Genomic DNA, 23,973 nt, shown 5'->3' with positions numbered 1-23,973 from the left:
TATACGTTGGAGAAAGATTATGAGCATTGAAGACAAAATTAAAGCGGCGGCTAAAGATGCAGAAGGCAAATTACAAGCAGCTGCGGGTGAGTTGACTGGCGATCGCAAAATGAAAACGGAAGGTGAAATTAAACAAGCACAAGCAGCGGCTTTGAATACAGCAGCAGATGTTAAAGATAAAGCCCAAAATTTGCTGGATGGGATTAAGAATGCTGCTAGTGATGCGATCGATAAAGTCAAACAAAAACTGGACTAAGCGTGAACCAATATTGACTGGTTTGGGTTAACAGTTTTGGGGATTACTTAATCATAATTAACTAATTCTTGAATTGCTCTATTGAGTAAGGTTAAAAATCCCCTTTTTTAGTAATTTTATTAATGATTTATCCTGCTAAGTAAAAAAATGAAAAAAATTGGCTTGATAATACTAAGCTTCCTCCAGACAAACTGATGGTAAGCTGTTCCGCATTTAAATTGGATTGTTTGGAAACAGAAAAAAATTCGTCTAATTCTCTCCCCTGCCCCCCTGCTCCCCTGCAATCTTAATAAGTGATTTAAATGCGTGACAGCTTATTAGGGTTACGTCTGGGTAAAAGCAACTCAACAAGCAGACAGCGCCTATAGCAACTGGCGAGAACGGCGCACCGGAAACTGCGTAGCGATTAGTAACAAGATTCTCTCTTCAATCCTTAATTATTCACAGGAATTCACAATGACTACTGATGTTATTTGGGCAAAAGGTTTCGGTGGTAACTTAGCCGATCTAGGCGACAGCGTAGTTATCGACAGTAGCAGCAACCTCTACATCACAGCCTTTATCACAAAGGATATAAACGGTAGTGCTGCTAACACAGGTGTCGTAGTACTCAAACTAGACAGCAGTGGCAACCCCATTTGGGTGCAAAACATTGGTAATAGATCGAGTGGTGAAATCACCATTGACAGTAGCAGCAACCTATACACAATATCCAGCTCAACAGACAGCACTGGAAATGACGTTGATATCCTAATATCCAAACTGGATAGCAGCAGCGGTAACATCACTTGGACGAAAACTTTGGGAGGTAGTGGTGATGACTTTGCTCGGAGCATTATCACTGACAATAACGGCAACTTATACGCCACAGGACAATTCTCTGGCAGTGCCTCCATCGGGGGTACAACCCTGAATTCCCAAGGAAGCAGTGACATCGTTGTAACCAAGCTGAACAGCAGCACAGGAGATATCGTCTGGGCGAAAAGTTTGGGGGGTAGTGAGGGAGAAACTAGTTATGACATCACCACCGACAGGAAGGGCAACTCATATATCGCAGGCTCATTTAGCGGCACTGTAATTTTCGGGAGTACGACCCTCCAGAGTTCCACTTCCAACCCAGACACCTTTGTAGCCAAACTAGACAGCAGTGGCAACATCGCTTGGGCGAAAAGTCTGGGGAGTGATGGTGTAGACAGTGCTTACAGCATCACCGCTGACAGTAACGACAACATCTATATCACAGGCGAATTCTCTAACACCGTCACCTTCGGAAATACAAAACTGACTTCCAATAGTGGTAGTGCAGACATCTTCGTAGCCAAACTGGATAGTAGTGGCAACATTGCTTGGGCGAAAAGTCTGGGAGGTAGTGGTTATGATGGTGGTTTTGAGGTCACTACTGACACAAGTGGCAACATCTATATCACAGGCGATTTCAATGACACTGCCACCTTCGGAACTACGACCCTGACTTCCAAAGGACGCGATGACGCATTCGTAGCCAAACTGGACAGCACTGGAAATGTCATTTGGGCGAAAAGCCTGGGGGGTAGTGATAGAAACTATGGTAATGGCATCACCAGCGACAGTAGTGGCAACGTCTACTCCACAGGTCTTTTCAGTAGCACTGCCACCTTCGGGAATACGACCCTGACTTCCAAAGGAAGCACTGATATCTTTGTCGCCAAGCTGGGAGAAATACCCACCCTGACCATTGCCCCAGGCACTAATCCCAACGAAAGAGGCACACTCAACGGCACCTTTATCGTCACCTTAGACAACCCCGCCCCCGCAGGCGGTCTCGTCGTCGATTATAGTCTGGGCGGAACTGCCACCCTCACCACCGACTACAACTTCGGCACTACCAGCACCATTACCGCCATTACTCCCAGCAGTTTTACCATTGCCCCTGGACAAACTAAAGCCATTTTAAATGTTATCCCGGTTGATGACACAGCGATCGACCCAGGAGAAACCGTCCAACTGGTTTTAAACAGTGGTAGTAACTACAATGTCGGTACTGCCGATAACGCCACTCTGACCATTATTGATGATAATGTCCGCACGGTCAGCATTGCCCCAGGCAAAAATGCCAGCGAAAGCGGCACTGTTAAAGGCACCTTTGTCGTCGCCTTAGACAGTCCCGCCCCCGCAGGCGGTCTGACCATCAACTATGGGGTAAGCGGCAGCGCTACCCCCACCACTGACTACACTCTCGGCAACGGCAGCAACATTACCGCCCTGAATGCCAACAGTTTCACCATTGCCGCCGGACAAAGCACCGCTACCATCAACATCACCCCCATTGATGACTCAGTTGTAGAAGGCGACGAAACTGTTCAACTGGTTTTAAATCAAGGCAATAATTACAAAGTAGGGACAGCCAATAATGCCAGCATTGTCATTGTCAGTGATGACCTCCCCCCTGTGCAACCTCCTGTGCAACCTCCTGTGCAACCCCCTGTGCAACCTCCTGTCACCCCCACACTCCTGCCCACTATTACCGTAGCCCCAGGCAGCAATCCCAGCGAAAGAGGTAGCATCGACGGCACTTTTCTCCTCACCTTAGACAACCCCGCCCCCGCCACCGGAATCACCATCAACTACAGCATCGGCGGCACTGCTACCCGCATTGACGACTACACGATAGCCACAGGCAAAAACATTACCAACGTTACCAGCAACAGTTTTACCATTGCCCCTGGACAAACCACTGCCACCTTAAACGTCACTCCCGTTGATGACGCAGTAAGAGACCCTAATGAAACTGTCCAACTGGTTTTAAATAGTGGTGGTAACTACAACGTCGGTGCCGCTAATAACGCTACCCTGACCATTGCCGATGATATCCGCACCGTCAGCATTGCCCCAGGCACAAATGCTAACGAAAGAGGCAAACTCAACGGCACTTTTATCATTACACTCGACAACCCCGCTCCCGCAGGCGGTCTGACTATCATCTATAAAGTAGCCGGAAGCGCCACCCGCACCACCGACTACACTCTGACTCCAGGCAATAATATTGTCAATATTGCGGCTAAGACTTTTACCATTGCTGCCGGACAAACTACCGCTACCATCAACGTCAGCCCGGTTGACGATGCAGTGTTTGACCCTAATGAAACCGTTCAACTCACGTTAGAAAAGAGCGCTCAGGATAACTACACCTTGGGTGCTACTGCTCAAGCTACCATTACCATTGTTGATAATACACCCACCGTCACCATTGCCTCTCAAGGTTTTACCAGCGAAAAAGGTTTGGTCAATGGTCAATTTATCATCACCATAGACAACCCTGCCCCCAAAGGTGGTTTAACCATCAACTATGGTGGAGTTGGAACTGCTAACCCTACCACTGACTACAATCTGACAATAGGTAACAATATTATCAATCTTTCTGGTACTAGTTTTACCATTGCTGAAGGACAAACCAAGGCTACCTTAAATGTCACTGCTGTTCCTAATAACGTATTTGACCCAGGAAAAACTGTCCAACTGGTTTTAAATAATGGTAATGGTTACAACGTCGGTGCAGCCAAGAATGCCAGCGTGGCTATTGCAGATCAAGCTGATTGTTTCTGTGACTATATTACTGTTCCTGATTTGGAGAATGTTCCTGGTGTAAGTGAATTAGAAACTTTAAATCCGATTTATAGAATCTTAGATGGTAATAACAAAGCTAATTTTCTCTTTGGTGGGAGTCGGAATGATGAAATTTTCGGGTTTGAAGGCAATGATTTATTACTAGGGAAAAGTGGTAATGATAATTTAGTTGGTGGCAAAGGAAATGACCAATGTTTTGGCAGTGAAGATACGGATTGGGTAGCTGGTGGTGAAGGCGATGATTTCCTCAACGGCAACCAAAGTGATGATTACGTTAACGGGAACCAAGGTAATGATACAGTGCGCGGCGGTCAAAGTAATGATTTAGTGCGCGGTGGTCAAGATAATGATATCCTCTACGGTGACAAAGGAGATGATATTTTAGCTGGCGATAAAGGCGACGATACAATCTTTGGCTGTGGTGCTGAGAATTTATCAGGTAGTACCGATGATGATGTAATTTTTGGCGGTAGCGGTAATGATGTATTGTTCGGTAACACTGGGATCGATCTGATTTTTGGTCAGGATGGTAATGATACAGGTTATGGTGGTCAAGGACAGGACTTTGTGGTAGGGGGAAATGGAGATGATTTGTTGTTTGGCGATTTAGGCAATGATTTTATCTGCGGTGATGATGGCAATGATACGCTCTACGGCGGCAATGCAACTAAGACTTCTGAAAGTGATAATGATGAACTTTGTGGTGGCAAAGGGAATGATTTACTCTTTGGCAATTTAGGGGATGATTGGCTCAATGGTGATCAGGGTAATGATTCGATTTATGGGGGTAAAGGTGATGATACTTTAATTGGTGGAGTTGGTGATGATTTCCTCAGTGGCGATCTAGGTAATGATTCGATTTCTGGTGGGAATGGAAGCGATCGATTTGTGTTAGCTTCTGGCAAAGGTGGCGATCTGATTACTGATTTCCAAGATGGGGTGGATTTCTTAGCTTTATCTGGTGGTTTAACTTTCCAACAACTAGCGTTTACCCAAAGTGGAAATAATACGGTTATTACTCAGCTTGGTAGTAATCAATTGTTGGCAACTTTGAATGGAATTGCTGTTAATTTGATTACGCAAGCAGATTTTGTTTCTTTGCCTTAGTTTGGTACGTTGTTGCGCTTTAGCGAAGATAGCGCAACAACATACTTATCTCTAACTTAATTTTTGACCTTTTTCCCTCTTGTTGATAACTCAGTAGTTGACCCCTATAAAGATTACGGTGTCACAGAATACAAAAGCCAAAAGCGATCGCTATGAGAGGAAAAACTTCTTGGTTTACTGATTAAATTAATTCCATGACTAAAATAACATCTACTGAGATTGCCCACATTCTCTACGGTTCGCCCTTGAGCCGTCCTAAAAATGCAATCTTTGCCATCATTGTTCTGGTTGTGCTGTTACTAGCCAGTACGTTTTCGTTATTCCGTGTCTACTTTTCGACCCTCTCCCCAGCGGCTGTACAGGTTTACATCATGGGCTTGCTGGGCACGTTCCTGGTGACGCTGCTCCCCCTTGCCATTCTGTGGTTTCTGGATCGACGTGAACCAGAATCTCGCTGGCTTTATGTGATTGCCTTGCTGTGGGGGGCGCTGATTTCCTCTGGAATTGCCTTTCCCACTAACAACGTTTTCTTCAAGAGTATAGGTGATTTTGTGGCGCTTCACCCTGAGATCAAAGGCGTTTTGGGTGAAGATGCCGTGATGCTGCTGACCGCCCCAATTGCAGGACCACTGGTGGAGGAAACAGCCAAAGGGCTGGGAGTTTTGCTGTTGTTCTGGCTATTCCGAAGTGAGTTTGATAATGTGCGCGACGGCTTCATTTATGGAGCATTGGTCGGCATTGGCTTTAATTTGCAGGAAACTCCTTTTTACATCACCAAAGGATTTATCAGCACAGGAGATATCCCGCTATATTATGAAATCGCCGCTCGCCTTGCGATATTTGGATTTGCGGGTCATCCCCTATTTACAGGATTGTTTGGGGCAGGGCTGGGGTTAGCCCGTCAAACCACCCGTCGCTGGTTGCGCTATGCGGCTCCGGCGGGAGGCTGGCTGCTGGGGTTTTCGGCTCATTTCCTCAACAATATGATCGGGTTGACGATCGCACTGGTCATCTATTTTCAGACGGGCAAACCTGTGGCTGATACATCCGCGACTGTCACACCAGCTGTGGTGGCACCTTTCCTCAATCAGTGGGTACAGCAAAGCGCCATAAAACTGGTAATGTTTTTCCCGTTTTTCTTGATTGTGGGCGTGATGCTCTGGCAGAGCGGCATTTGGGAGCGGAATGTGATTCGAGAACAGCTTGCTGATGAACAGGAACCTGTGATTACGCCGGAAGAGTATGAAGCTGTGAAGGGCGATCGCATCTTCCAAACCCGCCGCATTCCAGGATACAATCGCCGCACTTCTGCCGCCATTGTGAGAGCGCAGAATGAACTGGCATTTCGCAAATGGCGGGTGCAGCATCAGGGTCAGGATGTAGAAACCGATACCCTGGTGACATCCTGGCGCGAGGAATTGCTGCGCCTGCGTGATGCGAAAATGCTGAACCAGCCCAGTAGTCAACCAGTTTAGTGGCGGGGGTGTATGTTCACCGCAGTCCTAATGCCTGATTTCCATCTCAATAGCCCATCAATCGCGATCGCTATGGATCATCCCGCTAAAGTTAACTTAAAAGTCCGCAACTTAATTCTAGATTATGCGCTGGGTGCGGCGATCGTTGCTCTGCTGCCAATTCCCAACATTGGTTTATTGCAAGCGATCGTCCTGGTGCTGCTCAACATTTTACTGGTGATTGGGATTGCCCGCCTCTGGCAGTTCCAGAAGGGAGGCGGTCTCTTAGCCAGGGTTGGCATTCTGTTTGGGATCGCTGGCGCAGTTTTGATGGGGTTCCTGGTCTGGTTATTGACAGTGGCAGTGGGAGTCATTGTGCCGCTGATTGGGGCGTTAGCACCTGGAATGTTTGCCTTCTCTTATTTCTGGGGTGTGGGGCAAGCTGTCAATCATTTCTATGTCAGCAAATTGTCTTTCACCTCAGATCGTCCTCCATCTGGTGAGCAAGATGAGATTTAACCGCCGATTTTTACTCTGGTCTGGATTAGGCACTACGATCGCGGCAGTATTTGGGCGCGAACAGTTGCAGCAGCAAGCGTTGCAAGCCGAACAAGCTAAATTGCGGCAATTGTACGATCCAACTCAACTGGTTGAATCTGCCTTTGGCGCTGACCTGACTGCAATTAAAGATTCGGTCGCTGTGCAACAGAGTGCTAAACTGCGATCGCCGACCATTCCCTACAACCGCGAGTGGTCTAAGCTGTTGATTACTGGCAGCAAGCTCTGTACCCAGCAATATCTCAAGGGTAAATATGACGCGAATTATGACGGTAGGATTTCAGCCTTACCACTCTATACAACAGGCTTTAAACCCTTTCGCCAAATTACATCCTTTAAAGCAGCCGAACGAGTGGAAGAGGCAATTCCCTTTGAAGTGCCACTCGCAGCGTTAGCAAACACTCCTGAGAACCTGAATGAATTGGGCGATCGCGTCAACCAAACAAAAGATATCATTCAGAATCAAGTCAAGCAGGTGGTAAATTTGAGACAACAAATCCCGGTTTATTACGGGTTTTTGTTGTCTTCTCCCAAGATGAATATCCTAATGTTTCGAGGGACTCAGCGCCAACTGGAATGGTTAGAAAATATCCTGGCGATTCAAACAAACTACGTTCATCCAGTAAAGGGAACGGTCATTGGTAAAGTTCACTCCGGTATTTATAACTTTTATCAAACGCATTTAGCCGCAGCCGTCAAGAAAGCAGTTCAATCCTTAGATCCTAAGAAACCGCTGATAATTTCTGGACACAGTTTGGGGGCGGCTCTGACGACCTTTGCCGCGATCGATCTAGCCCTGATTTTCCCAGCGTTACGACCCAGTATTCAGGTTTATACCTACGCGGGTCCCCGGTTAGGCAACAAGGCTTTTGTGGAAGCCCACAGCCAGTTGCTTCCCAATCACTATCGCATCACCAATCTGGCAGACATGATTCCCATGCTGCCCTTAAGCAAACTACTCAAGGATGACTTTGTGCACGTGGGAGAGTCATGGTCGTTTCTTTCCCAACAGGGCGACATTATGCCCAATCATTTTGTGGAAACTTATCGCCAAGCCATTGAGCAAGGAGCAGAAACCCGGTCAGATAAGGGCTTTGATAATTTACGAGTGCGTTTGTCGTAGAAAACTGGATTTGCGATCGGCATAGCTTTGTTAACCGTGTCAACCATTGATCAGGAGTATTAACCATGCAAGTTGAATTGATGTACCAAAATGCCTACACTCTGGGGCGCATCCGTCTGGCAGGAGGAGAACAGGTGCGGGTAGAGGCCGCCTCGATGGTGGGTATGTCTGGCGGCGTTACCCTGGAAACTAAGGCTACGGGAGGCTTTATGCAATCATTGAAGCGATCGCTCCTTGGCGGCGAAAGCTTCTTCCAAAATGTCTACACGGCTCCAGGCGAGGGGGGCGATGTGCTGGTGGCTCCCTCCCTCCCTGGCGACCTGACCATTCTAGACATCACTGAGCCGATGCTGGTGCAGTCTGGGTCCTACGTGGCATCTGCTATGGGGGTTGAGATTGACTCGAAGTGGGGCGGCTCGAAGTCGTTCTTTGGTACGGGTGGAGGGCTGTTTATGCTGCGTGCCCAGGGCACGGGGCAAATGGTAGTGTCCTCCTATGGAGCAATTCATGAAATCACCCTAGCGGCGGGTCAGTTGTTCACCATCGATACCGGACACCTGGTAGCGCTGCCCGAATCGATGCCCTTCCAGACCCGCTCCATTGGCGGTATGAAGACCTTCCTGTTTAGCGGTGAAGGGTTCGTGGTCGATCTCAGGGGGACCTGGCAAGTTTTTGATTCAAACGCGATCGCAGGATCAATTTCTCTCCTGGCTAATCCCCAAGCTGCCCCAGTCCAGCAGCAGTAGCAGTTGATGTTCATTTCTAAGCAAACCGTTTTTCCTACAGGACGTTTATGGTTTTCCCTGACTCCGATCCATCCCCACCCCAATCCACCTCTGTCACGGCTTTGCGAGCAATCTACGGGCAGCCCAGTCAGGCGGGATTTGGCAGTGCCGTGTTTGATGAAATCATTGAACCAGGAACAGATCTAGAACCTATTGCGTTGCGATATTATCAACACTTTGTTGGTAAGCTTTGGGAGCAGTTTGGCGCAGATGCTTGGATGAGTACCTGGAAACAGGTCTATGCGCGGACTGGCGGTGTTACGCCGGATATTGTGGCAGAACTGAGGGCGATCGCCGATCCAGCAGCGGCTCAGTTTGTCCCCGTCTTGCTGCTGGTAGACACTGACGATCGCACCAAAGCAGAGCAAGCATTGGCAGCCGTTTTTGATAATTCACAGGTCAGTGACTTGAGAGTATATGCGATCGGTGATGGTGCCGCCCTGTCCGGCTTGCTTGTGGCTGGATACCGTCCAAACGAAATCACGATTCTGATTTCTTTAATAGATTGAAGTTAGTAAGTTGGGTTGAAGCACGAAACCCAACCTCCGCAAGGGTTACGCTACGCTAACCCACCCTGCAATGAAATTATCCTTTCCTAACTGGAGATCGCCAATGGATACACAAACCGATTCCAAAATCCGCCTGTTACTACGCATCCTGCGTTTCCCGCTTACCCGCCTGCTGCTGCTATCCTACATCCTGTTCTACGTGACTTTTTCAGGCAAAGTATTCATCCAGACGTTCACCCCAAGCCCGGTGCCATCCCTGATCGTGGGCTTGTTGACCGTCGCGAACCTGCTGCTGGTGTATGTGAGCTTCGCGCATTTCGTGGAACGCCGATCGGTCAGCGAACTGACCCTGCCCGGTATGGGTCGCGAACTCGGCATCGGCCTGTTGCTCGGCTTTGGCCTGTTCACCACCTGCGTTTTGATCGCGATGGTTCTCGGCCTCTACCGCATCGAGGGTATCGACAGTTGGCAGCAAGTTCTGCCAACAGGGGGTGCGCTGGTGACTCCTGTCGGCGAGGAGATGCTGTTCCGGGGTGTGGTGTTTCGCATCTTTGAGGAAGTGTTCGGCGGCTGGGTGGCGCTGATCGTCTCGTCCGTGGCGTTCGGCCTTACGCATAGTGGGAACGAAGGTGAAACCCTCGCAGGCATCGCGTCCATCGCCATTGTGTTCGGTCCGATGCTGGCTGCGCCCTATATGGTCACTCGTCGCCTGTGGATGGGCATCGGCCTCCACGGAGCCTGGAACTACACGATGGGCAAGATTTTCTCCGGCTCCGTGTCCGGCGGTCAAACCGGGCAAGGCTTGTTCAAGACCACCTTCGTAGGCCCGGAACTGCTCACCGGAGGCAGTGCTGGCATGGAGGGCTCGCTGATCGCTATCCTGGTGTCTGCTACAGCCAGCGTGATATTGCTGATCCTGGCAGTTCAGCGCGGCAAAATCGTTCCGCCGTCCTGGAAGCGCAGGGCCTGAGCCGGAGTCCGGCATGGATGGCGCGTCCTGGCGATCGCCGCAGCCTGTATAAATGAACTAAAGCCAAATAACGTTAACTGATGGGCATCCCACAGGTGTTTATCGTGGCTTTGCTCCTTTTCAGCATGAGGAGGGGTTTTTCAAAGCGTTTGGGATTAAACCTGGCGATCGAATGTGGTTGAATGAGAAAGATCGTGTGAAAATTTGGTAAGTCATATATAGACTAATTGGATTTTTTTGACTCATGAGTAGGTTCTTATCTTATCGTTGGTTTCAAACAGTAATTCGCTGTTTCTTGATCTGTGTATTCACGTTAAGTTTGTGCATCGGCTGGACTGTTCCTGCTCAGAGTCAAATCCCTTCTTTACCAACAGCGGCTTCTAATAATCCAATGCAGCCTCCAGAGGGAGTTAGCCGGGTAGGGGAATTTGAAATTGCTAAAGTTAAGTCACCTCTGGACAATAAAATTTTGTTTGAAGTGGCATCGCCAACGATTTGGAATCGGGAAAATGTACCAGAGGGACAACTTCCAGTTGAGACTAGGGCACAAGAAATTACCGATCGACTTTGGCGAGTTATTGGTCGAACTATAAAAGCAAAAGAAACGCCGATTGTTTCTACTGCGATGTTGAATAATCGTCTGATTATTCAGATTAGTGACGATCAAAGTTCCCGTTCAGTTCGGTTAGTCACGGTGACAGAACCTGACGCTGATTATAATGGCAAAACTTTGGAAGAGTTAGCCCAAGAATGGCAAAAGATTATTCAAGAGGAAATAGTTCGCATGAAGCAACTATTGTCCCCAGAAGTTTTGCGGGAACGTTTATGGCAAGCAACACAAATCTTGTTGGGACTTTTAATTGCTAGTGCTGTAATTTGGCTGTTTTGGCGAATATTGAGTCGCCGGATAATAAGTTTGGAAGCTCGCTATCAAAAAGAATTGGAACTTGCTGCCGCAGCAGCGGAAAAAGCTCAGAAATCGCAGGATATCGCTGATGAGAATATGGAGGGAGAAGAGGCAGAAGCTAGGGAAATTGCTCATTTGCGATCGAAATTTCTCGCCAATATGCAACAGCAATTCACCGTCACAAAACGATTGGAGTTTGACAAATTTCTTAAGTGGTTGCTGTTCTGGACTTTTATCTTAATGTGGTACATTGGGATTTCTTTCATTTTCTCCCAAATTCCAATTCTGATGCAATGGAGTCTAAATATCTGGGCAACACCATTAGTATTACTTTTAATTTGGTTTGCAGTTAGTTTGGCGATTCGGATCTGTAGAAGTTCGATCGATCGCTTCATTCATCCCTGGAAACTTAATCAAGAAATTTCTTGGGTAGAAGCTCAGCGGATTGCTCTAAGAACTAAAACAGTTTCAGGAGCTTTAAAAGGACTAATTACTTTTGTTTTGATAATTCTGGGAATTATTTGGACGTTAAGTTTATTCAATGTTCCAACTAGTTCAATTTTGGCAGGTGGAGCGATAATTGGTTTGGCGATTTCTTTTGGTTCTCAAAGTTTGATCAAGGATCTCGTCAATGGTTGTCTAATTTTAATGGAAGATCAGTTTGCTGTGGGAGATGTAGTTCAAATTGGGGATAAAAGCGGATTAGTAGAAAATTTGAATCTGCGAGTAACTCAATTAAGAAATGCCGAAGGTCAACTGATTACAATTCCTAACAGTAATATTACAGATGTGAGTAATTTAACACGCCTTTGGTCACGGGTGGATTTTGCGATCGTAGTAGCCTACGAAAATGACCCCGAAAAAGTGTTAGAAATTCTCAGAGAAGTCGGGAAAAAACTTTATAGTGAACCGGAATGGCGAGTGCGTTTACCTGAACCACCTGACGTTTTAGGTATTGATGATTTATCCTACAAGGGAATGTTAGTAAGAGTCTGGATAAAAACCGCACCGATGGAACAATGGAGTGTTGGAAGAGAGTTTCGTTTGCGAGTTCGCCAAGCTTTTGCCGCAAATAATATCGAAATTGGCAAACCTCAAAGGATTAGTTACAACACCACTTTAAACTAAAGATACCCGACTCGAAATAACTGTTTTTGATACTCATCTTCAACCAAAGTACAAATTGTGATAGTTGGTTGTTTTGGTTTGCCAATATATTCTCTACCACCAAGACCAAGATAATCTACAATCCAATATTCTGGCACACCTAAAATTGCATAATCTTCGACTTTCCGAGCATAATCATTTTGCCAATTTGTACTGACAACTTCAACTATTAGTTTAATAGAGTTTCCTGAAGTAATAACAGGTTCTTGTTGCCACAATGGTTCATTTACTAATTGAGTTTGAGCTAATACAATTAGATCGGGGCGAAATGCTGTTTCTGTTCCTAATAGTTTGATTAAACATCGGTGTGGGATAAAGTATGGTAGGTTTTGGCGATCGATCTCCACATTGAGCTTTCGTCCTACAAAAGCTACTACTTGTTCATGTAGTCCAGTTGCTTCCATATTAATTAATTCGCCATCGATTAATTCATAATCTGGCGAATCACCATATTGGGTAATGAATTCATCGACAGTTAGAAGTTTTGATGCTGATTGAATCATCGTACTCGATCCAAAAGAAGATAAGTTTATTTAACAACTTGCTTCCAGTGTACGCGATAAAGTTTTTTAATTACATCTGCGGGAAAAAAGCTTTCGAGTTTAGTCCGCACAACTGCCTCAGCTTGCATTTTCTTATATAATACTGAATATAGGAGTTGCTTGGGTTTCCTGGTAAAAATTCAACATGGGTCTCGCCAGCAGCCAATTGAGTGTTTTCATATCTCCAGCACCCAAAACCCGATAAATTGTACTTAATTATCGTTATTTCAACATCTGTCGATCGGAATATTTAAAATCTTACTCTGGATTTTTATCACAACCTTAGTTTAACGATGCGACTATCAAGAAATAATTTCTTTTAAGCTTATGATTAAATCTTAATAAGTTAATTAAGTTTATTTATAATTACAACTACAACCAGAGAACAGTTCACTCCTAAGAAGGAAGGAGATTAATTTCTCTCCTCAGATAGTTGTAGCCTTCTACTAAAAGGCGTAAGTTATCCTCAACCCCAAAATCTTCATATCCAGCCTCTTCGTTATTCGAGAGAATTACCAAAATTACTATGCTCCTCCAAAACAAACGTTTCGCCCTGCTCGTTAACCTTTTGTCTCTCCTCATTTATGGGGTAGGACTCATTGGCTTATCACAAACGATCGATTCTAAATTCTCATGTGGTTGGATTAATCTGGCTGTTGTGAGTGGTGGGGTGGGAAGTATCGGTTTGTTTGGGCTAGTAACAATGCTTCTCGCCCTGACCCACACGAACGCCAGTTTTTTGCCATTCGCTGCGTTCAACGAGAAGATGCAATTTCTCAACTGCCAGCTTTCGGATACTCATGAGCAACTGAAAGAGAGTGAGGCAACAGCACGAGCTAGAGCTTTAGAGTTGGAAGCGTTTATGGAAGCGGTTCCGGCTGGGGTTTGGATTGCTCATGACCCGCTATGTCACAATGTTACTCCCAATCGGGCAGCTTATGAAATCATGCGTCGATCGCCCGATTCTATAATGACCGCAACTCCTGCCACTGGTGGATATCCCTTCCAGTTCAAAATACAACAGCAAGGTCAGGATGTTGACCCTAAAGATTTACCCATGCAACAGGCAGGTCGTACCGGGCAATCTGTTTCTGGAGAATTTGAGTTCGTCTTTGACGATGGTGATGTTTGTTATCTCTATGGCAAAGCAGTTCCACTCAAGTATGAATCAGGAGAAATTCGCGGCGTGATTGGGGCTTTTTTGGACATCACTTCTCTTAAGCAAGTAGAAGCTGCACTGAAACAAAGTGAGGAACGCTTGCAACTGGCGTTGAGAGGGGCGAAGCAGGGGATTTGGGATTGGGATTTACGGACTCAACATTTAACTTGGGACGATCGCTGCAAAGAAATCTTCGGACTCCCACCCGATTTTCCCATTACTTACGAGTGGCATATTAATGCCTTACATCCAGACGATCGTCAGCGAGTGATATCTGCTGCCACCGATACTTTGCACAATGGCAACCAATTTGAGGAGGAGTACCGCACTTTTTGGCCTGATGGCTCAATCCGCTGGGTGCTGGCGCTGGGACAAAGGTTTTATGATGCAGCAGGAGAACCTTACCGTATGTCTGGAACGGTGACAGATATTAGCGATCGCAAGCAAACTGAAGGGCTGCTCAGAACCAGCGAGTTTATGTTCCGCACCCTAGTAGAAACGATGCCGCAACTCTTCTGGGTGATTCGTCCCGATCGAGATCATGAATATTGCAATCAACGCTGGTACGACTACACCGGATTGACAATAGAGCAAGCTAATGGGGAAGGGATACATCAGATTATGTATCCAGAGGATTTGCCCCAGACGATCGAAGCTTTTAGGGAAGCTTTGGCAACTGGCAATATGTTTACTATAGAGCATCGTCTGCGTCGAGCCAGCGATGGAGAATATCGCTGGCACTTATCACAAGCTTTGCCGCTGCGTAACCAGAATGGTGAGATAGTAAAATGGTTTGGTTCTTCAACTGATATTCACGATCGGAAATTAGTCATCGAAGAACGAGCGCAAGCACTGGAACGGGAACGGGCAGCCCGGATGGAATTAGAACGTGCTAACCGAATGAAAGATGAGTTTTTAGCTGTGGTTTCTCACGAATTGCGATCGCCCCTAAATGCAATTCTCGGCTGGTCGCGTTTGCTTCGCACTCATACCTTTAACCCAGAGAAAAGAGAACAGGCATTAGCTTCGATCGAGCGAAATGCTCAAGCACAAACCCAATTGATCGAAGATTTGCTCGACATCTCACGGATCATTCGGGGAAAAATTCGGTTAAACTTACGCCCAACGAACTTAATTCCTTGCGTTCAAGCGGCAATAGATACTATCTCCCCTGCTGCTAGTGCCAAATCTATTACCCTCTCATTTCATTCAACTCTCGATCCAGAGTTCATTTCCGGCGATCCAGAACGATTACAGCAGATTGTCTGGAATTTACTCTCTAATGCTGTAAAATTCACTCCTATTGGCGGACAAGTAAAGGTGGGATTATCGTTAGTTACTGGCGATTCATCTGTAAAAGGAGCGGGACAGATAATCAATTATGCTCAAATTGAAGTGATAGACTCCGGTAAGGGAATTTCTCCCGACTTTCTGCCCTACGTCTTTGAACGATTCCGTCAGCAAGATGCCACAACTACCCGCACTCAGGGTGGTTTGGGATTAGGACTAGCGATCGTGCGAAATTTGGTAGAGTTACATGGAGGATACGTCTATGTTGATAGCGCTGGAGAAGGAAAGGGTACAACCTTCACCGTTCGATTCCCTCTATTGTCCCCTACCCTACAGCAACATCAAGTTAGTTACCAGGGATTATATCGTCACACGATCGCCGATAGCTCGATCGACTTATCCAATATTCATGTGTTGGCAGTCGATGACGAAAGAGATACCCGCGAATTTTTACAAACAGCTTTAGAGCAATATGGTGCAAGAGTTACAACTGCTGCCTCTGCCGCAGAAGCTTGGCAATTGTTGCAAACCGAAAAACCCGATGTATTACTCAGCGATGTGGGAATGCCTGATGAAGATGGGTTCGCCCTCATGCGTCGGATTCGATCGCTACCACCCAACCAAGGTGGAAAAATTCCTGCTGCCGCATTAACTGCTTATGCTAGAGAGGGCGATCGTCTCCAGGCACTAGCGGCTGGATTTCAAATTCATGTACCTAAACCGATCGAACCTATTCAACTGCTAACCGTTATCCTGAGACTAATGGAGAGTCAAAAAAAGTTAATTGAGCAATCTTAAACAGAAACGTGCCAATAAACTCTACTTTTTTCTGCTTGCCAGTTCCCCGCTACTTAGGATTTTCTGCTAAATTCAATTATGAGTGATTGATGTTATAAGGGTGCGATTATCTACTGTAAACTTTGCGATATGTAAATGGCCTAACAAAAATACATCAATCATTCAAAATATCATGTTTACATTTTTTTAGCTATGAATTCCATACATGAACCAGTTTCACTCTATCGGAATGCAATGGAAACACTAGTAATTGAAGAAATAGAACGGCAGCTACAAAGTCTCCCGGAAAATCTAGCCGGAACTATTAATCCGACTGAAGCGACAGCTTATGCGCTCAATCGTCTACCACCCTTATATGCTACTACTTCCGAGGGATACTTTTGGCAACAAAAAAGAGCTAAAGAAACGTTAAAAGACTTAATTTCTAAAGCGGCTAGTTGGGGAATAAAGGCGGCTCAAAGGGAAAGGAAGTCGCGGTCTAATGGAGGTGCGATCGCCAATTAAGATTACCATAGTTAGTGGCAACAAATAATTGGAACTTGAAAAAATTGCCCGTTATCTATCCCAAATCTAAAATTTCTGATCTTTACTTTAGTGCTTGATACATACCTTTAACTTCATCAGTAAGGCGATTTAGTTGTGCAACTACAAAAGTCAAGTCTTGTACTTTTTGGGAGTCACTGTTCTGAAGGCTCTCTACATAGTCCTCTGCCAAATCCAAGCTTCGATCGAAATCGGGCAGTGGTGCCAGAGCAGTTCCCTTTTGATAAAAGTGAGTTAAATTTTGCGTTATTATGCCGCATCTTTGCGAGCAACCTCTCGCACACTCAAGTTTCGCCCTGTGAAGGCTGATTTATCTGTTGTTGAAGTTGCTGAACTTCTTTGATCGATAAGCCAGTTCCACGAGCAACGGTTTCAATCGATAAGCCTTCCCGTAGAAAGTTGAGCGCGATCGCTCGCTTCTCGTCTCTTTGAATCGAACGGTAAATTACAGATTCTTGCATAATGTCCCTCTGCACTAAACGATAAATCACGTCCTCCTCTAATCGTAACCCAGCTAAAATCGCGGAGGCTGCCATTAAATTCGCCCGTATTGCCGGATCTCGGTCAGATTAACAGGCACTCCGAGTAACCAACTGGCAAAGTCGGCAGAGAAGTTTTCAGCAAGGAAACGACAAGTGTCATCATACATTACAAAATTGTACGACAGCCCTTGCCGCTTAACTTTAACTGAATTTCAAAGTTGCTTAAATTAACGAGCAGGTTGAAGAGTCAGTCGTCTAGTATTCCCTTCAAACCGATGGGTAGTTGTTCTTTCGCATAGAACAATTGGGAAACTCCCCGGTGTACGCATAATGACAATAGCCATATCTAAATTCCAGTTATCGGCTGTTTGAGGAAAACTCTCTTGCGAAACATGCTCAATCTCGCAAAATTCAACTTGACTGGCTGAAGTTAACGCAGGAAGGTCGATTCTGTAACGATTTAATGAATTGTTGGGTAGATTTCGCCTTGACGTGATGTTATCAAATCTTCTTAGAGAACTGCCTCGAAGCTTGATATAAAAATTGGCATAACTTCCTTCCCTCAGATCATCTCCGCCAGTATACAAAACGATATCCAAGGGTGCACTCAAAGCTACAGAAGGGAAAGCACAAATACTACTCAGGGTCAGTAGTCCAAGGACAAATTTCCTCAAGTTCATGATTTATTTTCCAGGTCATAACAGGTAATCATTCACTCTCAGTCTGCTTCCATCCGGGTAATTGAAGAAATAGAACGGCAGCTACAAAGTCTCCCTGAAAATCTAGCCGGAACTATTGAAAAAATTGCCCGTTATCTATCCCAAATCTAAAATTTCTGATCTTTACTTTAGTGCCTGATACATACCTTTAACTTCATCAGCAAGGCGATTTAGTTGTGCGACTACAAAAGTCAAGTCTTGTACTTTTTGGGAGTCACTGTTCTGAAGGCTCTCTACATAGTCCTCTGCCAAATCCAAACTTTGATTAAAATCGGGCAGTGGTGCCAGAGCAGTTCCCATTTGATAAAAGTGAGTTAAATTTTGCAATGTGTCTGTCACTTGTTGCACAAATCGATCGAATCCGGGAAAGGAATTGGTTGGCTGAAACCGATAAAGATGATAGCTGAGGCTAGTTACTGTACTGATTAAACTATTGACATTGATGAGTAATGCGATCGATCCCTCCAAATCTCCCTGAAATCGCTTCGGTTCCTGACTCATACGTTCAGTAGCAGCCATAGCATTGGCGCTGGCTAATTCAGCTTTGTGGCGCATGACATTACGGGTTTTGAGGCTTTGCTCTTTTCCTTGATAGGCAGATGCGATCGCTTGAAAATAAGTTAAACTCGCTTGCAGCAACATCGCCATTCGTTTGGGAAGGTAGCGTCGTTGCCAGATAGGCCAAATATAGTAACTAATCACTACCAAAATTCCCCCTACCAGAGTATGAAAAATGCGAACTTCTGCAAGATACCAATTTCCAGGTTTGCTGAGATTCAGTACCACAATAACCATCAAAGTGAGCAGCAGAATAAACAAAGCATAATTCACCAAACGGATCGCACCTGCTAAGAGCGCTACTATGATGACAATTCCCAGAAGTACTCTTAAGTCATGAACGTTCAAAACTAAACCAGCTGCTAGAATTGCTCCCACAACAGTGCCACTAATTCGCTGTGCAACTCTCTGCATCGTTGCACCATAATCGGGTTTGAGAACAAACAGCACCGTTAGCGCAATCCAATATCCTCTGTGCCAATAAAAGCTGGCTGAAACTAACATCGCAAAACTAGCGACTGTAGCTATCCGCAAAGCATGGGAGAAAGTTACTGATTCAAATGTCCAGTTATTACTTAAAGTTTCCCAAATTGAGAAATTAGGGGAACTAAAGGGAACCGAGTTGATCGAAACAGAAACTTGCTGTTCACTTTTAAAATCAAGGAGTAGATTAATTGTGGAATTAATCTGTTTGGCTAGGTTTCTTAAGGCGGTAAACAATGTCGGCAAAAAATGGGCGGTTTTCTCTGACATTTCCCCTAGCTTCGCATCTTGAGAATTTGTCCACTTGCGGCACTTTTTCTCTAATTCTTGCATCTGTTGTTGCACATCATCCAAAATTATCAGAGTTTCTCTAGTAATCTGCCGACGTTCATCTAAGTCTCTTGACTCCAGCACGTCATCGAGAATTTTCATTGCTTGTGTCAAGGACTGAAGTGCCTGGGTTAGTTCATGGCGAATTTTTATCAATTCAGGATGTTTCCCTCGTCCGACAATTACTTCAGTAAGGGTAATAATTTCTCTATACATCTCGGTTGCTTTTTGAATTAGTAACAGCAACCTTTTACCTTTTTGTTGAAAACCTTTTTGCGATCGCCAAACATTATGCCAAAGTTGGCGAGTTTCTCCGATCGCTATTCCCGCTTTATACTGTGCTTTAGAAGTAATTGTATCCCATAACTTATCCTCGTCGTTCATCTCCTCTTCCAACACAGTTTCTAGAAACTTCGTCAGGATACGGTAACTATTAGCCAAAGATTTCTGAACTGGTCTATAAGGATAGAATACCCATCCACTTAAAGAAAATATTGTTCCCCAAGCACCAGCCAATAAAATTAAACAAAATTGTTGTATTGCTAACTCTAAGTTACTAGAAAGGTGAGTCGAAATTAACCAAAAAATCGCAATTACCTGTCCGCTAGCAGTCGCCCCATTACCACACACACCAGCAAAGGTAGTAATAAAAATTACGATAAATGTTAATAGAACAACTAGCCAGGGAATTTGATTGCTGAGAATTCCAATCCAGACAACGCTGGCAGAACCTATTGTAGCGATCGCCATTGCCAAAAATTTATCCCCGTAGCTTCCGGGAATTCCACCGGGAATTAGGGTAATGAAAAAACCTGCCAAAGCTGGCAAGATACTCAATTCTATATGTTCAGTATATTGACCAATTAGCAAGGGTAAGGCAAAGGCGATCGCAGCGCGAATGCCGTGAACAATAGTCAAATCATTGAAGTTAGCGCGAAATAAAGATGAAGTGCTACTCATTTTTGTATTGGGCTAATTTTTTAGGAAGTGACGATCGCATTGATCGCACTACCGACGATTATTGAGTAAAAGAAAAAAGAAATTATGCTATGTAATAACACTAAACAACGAGCGCGATCGGAAGCAGCATTAACATCACTCATCGCATAAGTTAAACCGATCGTAATCACCACATCTAAAAAATCGAAATATATAGGTCGATCGACATTATAATTTATAAAATCATAGGAAACCCTAACTTAGGGGAGTAGGGAAGCAGTTAAGCTGTCACGCATTTAAATCACTTATTAAGATTGCAGGGGAGCAGGGGAGAGAATTAGACCAATTTTCTTCTGTTTCCAAACAATCCAATTTAAATGCGGAACAGCTTACTCCCCGCTCTCCACCATTCGTTATAGGAAAAGTTCAATCAAGATTTACTGACTTTTTTGCTTAGTCTCGATCGCTCTAATATTAGTGACAAATTCCCGTATAAGTTTTGCCACCATGTCGAATTTGAATCCCGCTATAGTCACGTGACAAGCTAAAACTAATCGGACTTCCTGCTTGAGATTTTCCGCTATAATTATTGTTACCTTGATAACTTGTGGAAGCTAATCCGGCAGGTTGCATTTGTCCATTTATGGATTCATTGATAGTAACAGAAATTGGTTGTTTTTTCTGCATAGTATTGTCATCTATGACAGAGGTATAAAAGTAGATTCTACTACCTTTATCTGTCTTGCCTTTGGCAATACAAATAATGCCATCACTCAAGCTAGGGGACGCTGTTGCTGTCTCGATCGCAATGCTAGGAAATAGTAAAGTTGTTCCTATCATTATACAACTCAATCTATTAAGAAAATTCAACATAATTCGGCTAGTCCTAGAGATAGATAGAGAAAATTTTCAGAGTTATTATATCACAATCAAAATCAAATTTTATTTCTCAAATCTTGAGATAACAAATTAAACTTTTTTGCCATATTAACCGTTGAAAATTTACAGTTTTTCCTATTAGATAAGCTTACACCAAAAAAGTGAAAAACTGGTTCAAAAATATGAAAGCCGAGTATTTTAAAAGCAAAATTGTGCTGGTAAAATAACTTGTAGAGACGTTGCAAGCAACGTCTCTACTACAATTAGTCTATTAAGCGTAATCAAAGCTTAGAGCGATAGTTCAACGGTGGTTTTTTTTCCATTACCATTTCCATTCGAGTGATTATTTACTGATTCACTGATTTCAGGAATGTGATAATGACTATGCAAACGTTCCTCTTCTTCTTCAATTTCCGCAACACTTAAACGATGTCCTAAAGGAGTTACATCACCGGGTCCGAGTAGTGGTCTTAGACCGTTCAATTCTGCTAAAATTGCAGTTCCATTGTTGATGACAACTGCGAGAATTGGATCGAGGGCAAAGAGAATACCGGATAGGAGTGCGCCAATATTGGGAACAGCTACGATCGCAGTATTTTGCCAAATAATGTCCATCGTATACCGTGCGACTTTAATCGCCATGATCAATCCCCGCAAATCGTTTTCCATCAACACCACATCAGCAGTTTCTCTGGCAATATCCGTTGCACCAGCAAATGAAATAGACACATCAGCATAAGCTAAAGCCGCAGAATCGTTAATCCCATCTCCACAGAAGGCGACAGTCTTACCTCGATCGTGAATTTCCTTAACTACTTCCACTTTCCGTTCTGGGAAAGCTTCCGAATAAACGTTGTTGGGATTGATGCCGAGATTCCCTGCGATCGCATTCGCCACCCGCGTCACATCACCCGTCAACATATAAGGAGTAACACCCAAACTCTTTAACTCCCGAATCACGTCTTGGCTTTCTTGACGTGGGGGGTCACAATACATCACTACTCCCAAAAGTTTACCATCACCTGCCACATAAACCAAGGATTGTCCACTAGTCAAAGCATCAGGAAAACGGCGTTCAAACTCAGTTAAATCAACATTCTCTGTTTTCATGAATCGCGGACTACCGACGCGAATCTCAATCCCGTCAATCCGGGCAGCTACACCTAAACCGACTTTGTATTCCCACTCTTCGCAAGTTTTCAAAGTTAATCCGCGATGGTTTGCACAATGAACGATCGCCTCTGCGATCGGGTGAGTTAAGCGTTGTTCTGCTGTCGCCGCTAATACCAACAGTTCATCTGAGGTAAAGCGATCGTCCATTACTGCAACGTCATTAACTCCCGCGTGCCCGACAGTTAAAGTCCCGGTTTTATCAAATACTACTGTATCAATTCGGGCGAGAATTTCTATTGCCCGACCGCTGCGAATCAACACGCCATTTCGCGCCGAGTATGTCAAAGCTGATAAAATCGAAGTCGGCACAGAAACCCGAATCCCTGTACCTAAGTCTAAGGTTAACAGTGCGATCGCGCGGTTCAAATCGCCACTAAACAAACCTACACTCGTACCGATCAATAGCGTCGGAATTACAGCTTGATTTGCCACCATTGCCGCATAGTTCTCAATCCGAGTATCATGCACGGGTGCAGCTTGCATCAAGTTCACAATCACACCTGCACGAGTATTATTTCCGGTGCGTTCGGTTAAAACTCTTAGTTGTCCATCTGATACCAAAGTAGAAGCAAAGACTTCATCGCCTTCTCGCTTCGTTACCGGAACAGATTCCCCCGTCAGTTTACTTTGATCCACCGATCCAGTTCCTTGTACCACAATCCCATCTACCGGAATCTGATCGCCAGGGAAGACAATCACATAATCGCCTTCTACAATATCTTTAACCTCGATTTCTATTTCTTGTCCATCCCGGACGACGATCGCAGTTTTCCCCAAACAATCCAACAAGTTCAACGATGCGCGTTCCGTTCCTCTGGCAGTCAAGTCACGAATCGTTTCTCCCCCTTCAACTAAACCTACCATGAACGCAGGTGCGAAGTAATGTCCTTGTGCGGTGTGTAGTGCGATCGCTAATCCATCCAAAAAGTCAATAGTTAGTTGCTTTTCTTCTTGAATCGCTTCGATCGCCCGATGAAATACTGGCATCGCACTAGCGATTACCACCGCACCTATCACAAAACTAGGAATCGGTGCTCCCAGCAATGCAGCTACACTGAGAACTAATCCAGCAACTGGCAATCCCAACCTTTCTACAAAGTCAATTTCGTTGCTGCTTTCTGACTTTTTCTCACTCTTTTCTTCGCTGATATATGTTGCTGGAACTTCCGTAATTGCGGCAACTTGAATTGCTTTAAATAATTTTTCTTCTATTTTAATTAAAGGAATAGAAGTATCTTCGGTGTTATAATTGACTGTTACAGAACTAGCGATCGCGTTAATTTGAAAATCACTCACAAAATCCAATTTTTTTAAAACATATTGGAGTTGATTTACATACTCATCGTCATAAAAAAGTTTAGGAATGCGGATACGAAATCTTCCCGCAGTCCAGTGAACTACTTTATAATGAACTGTCTCTACTTGGCAGATTGGGTTGTCATTAATTACAGTTTTTTTAGAACCATTAGACCCATTTGAAACAATTGAACTAAAAGTATTTTCACTTAATTTGGCATCGCTAGTAACAGTCATGATTTCTCCTAAAACGCAAAAGAAATTCTGTAAAAATTGGTTTTGGGGACTGGGGAAGTTTTGAGTTTTGAGTTAGGAAAATAGTTCTAAGTTAATGAGCTTCCCC

General features: G+C 44.7%; 17 protein-coding genes. 11 read left to right on the top strand and 6 right to left on the bottom strand.

The window, feature by feature from the left end; all coding sequences use genetic code 11:
* The first annotated feature begins 19 nt into the window (after positions 1-19).
* The 9 genes from ACE1CA_RS05740 to ACE1CA_RS05700 all read left to right on the top strand — a co-directional run bounded on the left by ACE1CA_RS05740 (position 20) and on the right by ACE1CA_RS05700 (position 12,400).
* Positions 20-256: a CsbD family protein gene (locus ACE1CA_RS05740; protein WP_413278501.1), complete on the top strand. Its 237-nt coding sequence runs from the start codon at positions 20-22 to the stop codon at positions 254-256.
* 456 nt (positions 257-712) lie between these two features.
* Positions 713-4,966 carry a beta strand repeat-containing protein gene (locus tag ACE1CA_RS05735; protein ID WP_413278502.1) on the top strand — a complete coding sequence of 1,418 codons (4,254 nt, stop codon included), beginning with the start codon at positions 713-715 and terminating at the stop codon, positions 4,964-4,966.
* A gap of 194 nt (positions 4,967-5,160) precedes the next feature.
* Complete coding sequence (locus tag ACE1CA_RS05730; protein WP_413278503.1) at positions 5,161-6,441, top strand: PrsW family intramembrane metalloprotease; 1,281 nt, start codon at positions 5,161-5,163, stop codon at positions 6,439-6,441.
* Between the two features lie 12 nt (positions 6,442-6,453).
* Positions 6,454-6,939, top strand: a complete 486-nt coding sequence (locus ACE1CA_RS05725) for a hypothetical protein (RefSeq protein WP_413278504.1) — start codon at positions 6,454-6,456, stop codon at positions 6,937-6,939.
* Positions 6,929-8,101 carry a lipase family protein gene (locus ACE1CA_RS05720; protein ID WP_413278505.1) on the top strand — a complete coding sequence of 391 codons (1,173 nt, stop codon included), beginning with the start codon at positions 6,929-6,931 and terminating at the stop codon, positions 8,099-8,101. The genes ACE1CA_RS05725 and ACE1CA_RS05720 overlap by 11 nt, the downstream gene beginning before the upstream one ends.
* A gap of 65 nt (positions 8,102-8,166) precedes the next feature.
* On the top strand, positions 8,167-8,847 hold the full coding sequence (locus ACE1CA_RS05715) for a TIGR00266 family protein (protein WP_486517673.1): 681 nt from the start codon (positions 8,167-8,169) through the stop codon (positions 8,845-8,847).
* Positions 8,848-8,894: 47 nt separating this feature from the next.
* Positions 8,895-9,395 (top strand): hypothetical protein, encoded by a 501-nt coding sequence (locus tag ACE1CA_RS05710; RefSeq protein ID WP_486517672.1) that lies wholly within the window; start codon positions 8,895-8,897, stop codon positions 9,393-9,395.
* 103 nt (positions 9,396-9,498) lie between these two features.
* Complete coding sequence (locus ACE1CA_RS05705; protein WP_413278508.1) at positions 9,499-10,365, top strand: CPBP family intramembrane glutamic endopeptidase; 867 nt, start codon at positions 9,499-9,501, stop codon at positions 10,363-10,365.
* Positions 10,366-10,609: 244 nt separating this feature from the next.
* A complete protein-coding gene (locus tag ACE1CA_RS05700; protein WP_413278509.1) occupies positions 10,610-12,400 on the top strand; it encodes a mechanosensitive ion channel family protein in 1,791 nt (596 codons plus the stop codon).
* Here the strand turns inward: ACE1CA_RS05700 and ACE1CA_RS05695 are convergent.
* Complete coding sequence (locus ACE1CA_RS05695) at positions 12,397-12,942, bottom strand: Uma2 family endonuclease (protein WP_413278510.1); 546 nt, start codon at positions 12,940-12,942, stop codon at positions 12,397-12,399. The two genes, ACE1CA_RS05700 and ACE1CA_RS05695, sit on opposite strands and share 4 nt — an antisense overlap.
* A 565-nt stretch (positions 12,943-13,507) precedes the next feature.
* Between ACE1CA_RS05695 and ACE1CA_RS05690 the strand changes: the two genes are divergently transcribed.
* Positions 13,508-16,228, top strand: coding sequence for a PAS domain-containing protein (locus ACE1CA_RS05690; protein ID WP_413278511.1), 2,721 nt, complete (start codon positions 13,508-13,510; stop codon positions 16,226-16,228).
* Between the two features lie 192 nt (positions 16,229-16,420).
* Entirely contained in the window at positions 16,421-16,732 is a 312-nt protein-coding gene (locus ACE1CA_RS05685; protein ID WP_486517671.1) for a late competence development ComFB family protein, read from the top strand.
* Between the two features lie 323 nt (positions 16,733-17,055).
* On the opposite strand, the gene ACE1CA_RS05680 is transcribed toward ACE1CA_RS05685, so the two are convergent.
* The 5 genes from ACE1CA_RS05680 to ACE1CA_RS05660 all read right to left on the bottom strand — a co-directional run bounded on the left by ACE1CA_RS05680 (position 17,056) and on the right by ACE1CA_RS05660 (position 23,867).
* Positions 17,056-17,307 (bottom strand): hypothetical protein, encoded by a 252-nt coding sequence (locus ACE1CA_RS05680; RefSeq protein WP_413278513.1) that lies wholly within the window; start codon positions 17,305-17,307, stop codon positions 17,056-17,058.
* 788 nt (positions 17,308-18,095) lie between these two features.
* Positions 18,096-20,303 (bottom strand): FUSC family protein, encoded by a 2,208-nt coding sequence (locus ACE1CA_RS05675; protein WP_413278514.1) that lies wholly within the window; start codon positions 20,301-20,303, stop codon positions 18,096-18,098.
* A gap of 20 nt (positions 20,304-20,323) precedes the next feature.
* Positions 20,324-20,476 carry a DUF1345 domain-containing protein gene (locus tag ACE1CA_RS05670; protein WP_486517670.1) on the bottom strand — a complete coding sequence of 51 codons (153 nt, stop codon included), beginning with the start codon at positions 20,474-20,476 and terminating at the stop codon, positions 20,324-20,326.
* Between the two features lie 280 nt (positions 20,477-20,756).
* Positions 20,757-21,122 carry a hypothetical protein gene (locus ACE1CA_RS05665; protein ID WP_413278515.1) on the bottom strand — a complete coding sequence of 122 codons (366 nt, stop codon included), beginning with the start codon at positions 21,120-21,122 and terminating at the stop codon, positions 20,757-20,759.
* A 327-nt stretch (positions 21,123-21,449) separates the two neighbouring features.
* Complete coding sequence (locus ACE1CA_RS05660) at positions 21,450-23,867, bottom strand: heavy metal translocating P-type ATPase (protein WP_413278516.1); 2,418 nt, start codon at positions 23,865-23,867, stop codon at positions 21,450-21,452.
* Positions 23,868-23,973: the final 106 nt, after the last annotated feature.

The sequence above is a fragment of the Floridaenema evergladense BLCC-F167 genome (assembly GCF_041929205.2).
In the GTDB taxonomy this organism is placed as follows: domain Bacteria; phylum Cyanobacteriota; class Cyanobacteriia; order Cyanobacteriales; family Aerosakkonemataceae; genus Floridanema; species Floridanema evergladense.
This window is presented reverse-complemented; position numbering and strand designations above follow the sequence as displayed.

Bases quoted from the DNA above. Each gene is read 5' to 3' on its own strand.
- ACE1CA_RS05740 (WP_413278501.1), top strand. From the start codon at position 20: ATGAGCATTGAAGACAAAATTAAAGCGGCGGCTAAAGATGCAGAAGGC.
- ACE1CA_RS05735 (WP_413278502.1), top strand. From the start codon at position 713: ATGACTACTGATGTTATTTGGGCAAAAGGTTTCGGTGGTAACTTAGCC.
- ACE1CA_RS05730 (WP_413278503.1), top strand. From the start codon at position 5,161: ATGACTAAAATAACATCTACTGAGATTGCCCACATTCTCTACGGTTCG.
- ACE1CA_RS05725 (WP_413278504.1), top strand. From the start codon at position 6,454: ATGTTCACCGCAGTCCTAATGCCTGATTTCCATCTCAATAGCCCATCA.
- ACE1CA_RS05720 (WP_413278505.1), top strand. From the start codon at position 6,929: ATGAGATTTAACCGCCGATTTTTACTCTGGTCTGGATTAGGCACTACG.
- ACE1CA_RS05715 (WP_486517673.1), top strand. From the start codon at position 8,167: ATGCAAGTTGAATTGATGTACCAAAATGCCTACACTCTGGGGCGCATC.
- ACE1CA_RS05710 (WP_486517672.1), top strand. From the start codon at position 8,895: ATGGTTTTCCCTGACTCCGATCCATCCCCACCCCAATCCACCTCTGTC.
- ACE1CA_RS05705 (WP_413278508.1), top strand. From the start codon at position 9,499: ATGGATACACAAACCGATTCCAAAATCCGCCTGTTACTACGCATCCTG.
- ACE1CA_RS05700 (WP_413278509.1), top strand. From the start codon at position 10,610: ATGAGTAGGTTCTTATCTTATCGTTGGTTTCAAACAGTAATTCGCTGT.
- ACE1CA_RS05695 (WP_413278510.1), bottom strand. From the start codon at position 12,942: ATGATTCAATCAGCATCAAAACTTCTAACTGTCGATGAATTCATTACC.
- ACE1CA_RS05690 (WP_413278511.1), top strand. From the start codon at position 13,508: ATGCTCCTCCAAAACAAACGTTTCGCCCTGCTCGTTAACCTTTTGTCT.
- ACE1CA_RS05685 (WP_486517671.1), top strand. From the start codon at position 16,421: ATGAATTCCATACATGAACCAGTTTCACTCTATCGGAATGCAATGGAA.
- ACE1CA_RS05680 (WP_413278513.1), bottom strand. From the start codon at position 17,307: ATGGCAGCCTCCGCGATTTTAGCTGGGTTACGATTAGAGGAGGACGTG.
- ACE1CA_RS05675 (WP_413278514.1), bottom strand. From the start codon at position 20,303: ATGAGTAGCACTTCATCTTTATTTCGCGCTAACTTCAATGATTTGACT.
- ACE1CA_RS05665 (WP_413278515.1), bottom strand. From the start codon at position 21,122: ATGATAGGAACAACTTTACTATTTCCTAGCATTGCGATCGAGACAGCA.
- ACE1CA_RS05660 (WP_413278516.1), bottom strand. From the start codon at position 23,867: ATGACTGTTACTAGCGATGCCAAATTAAGTGAAAATACTTTTAGTTCA.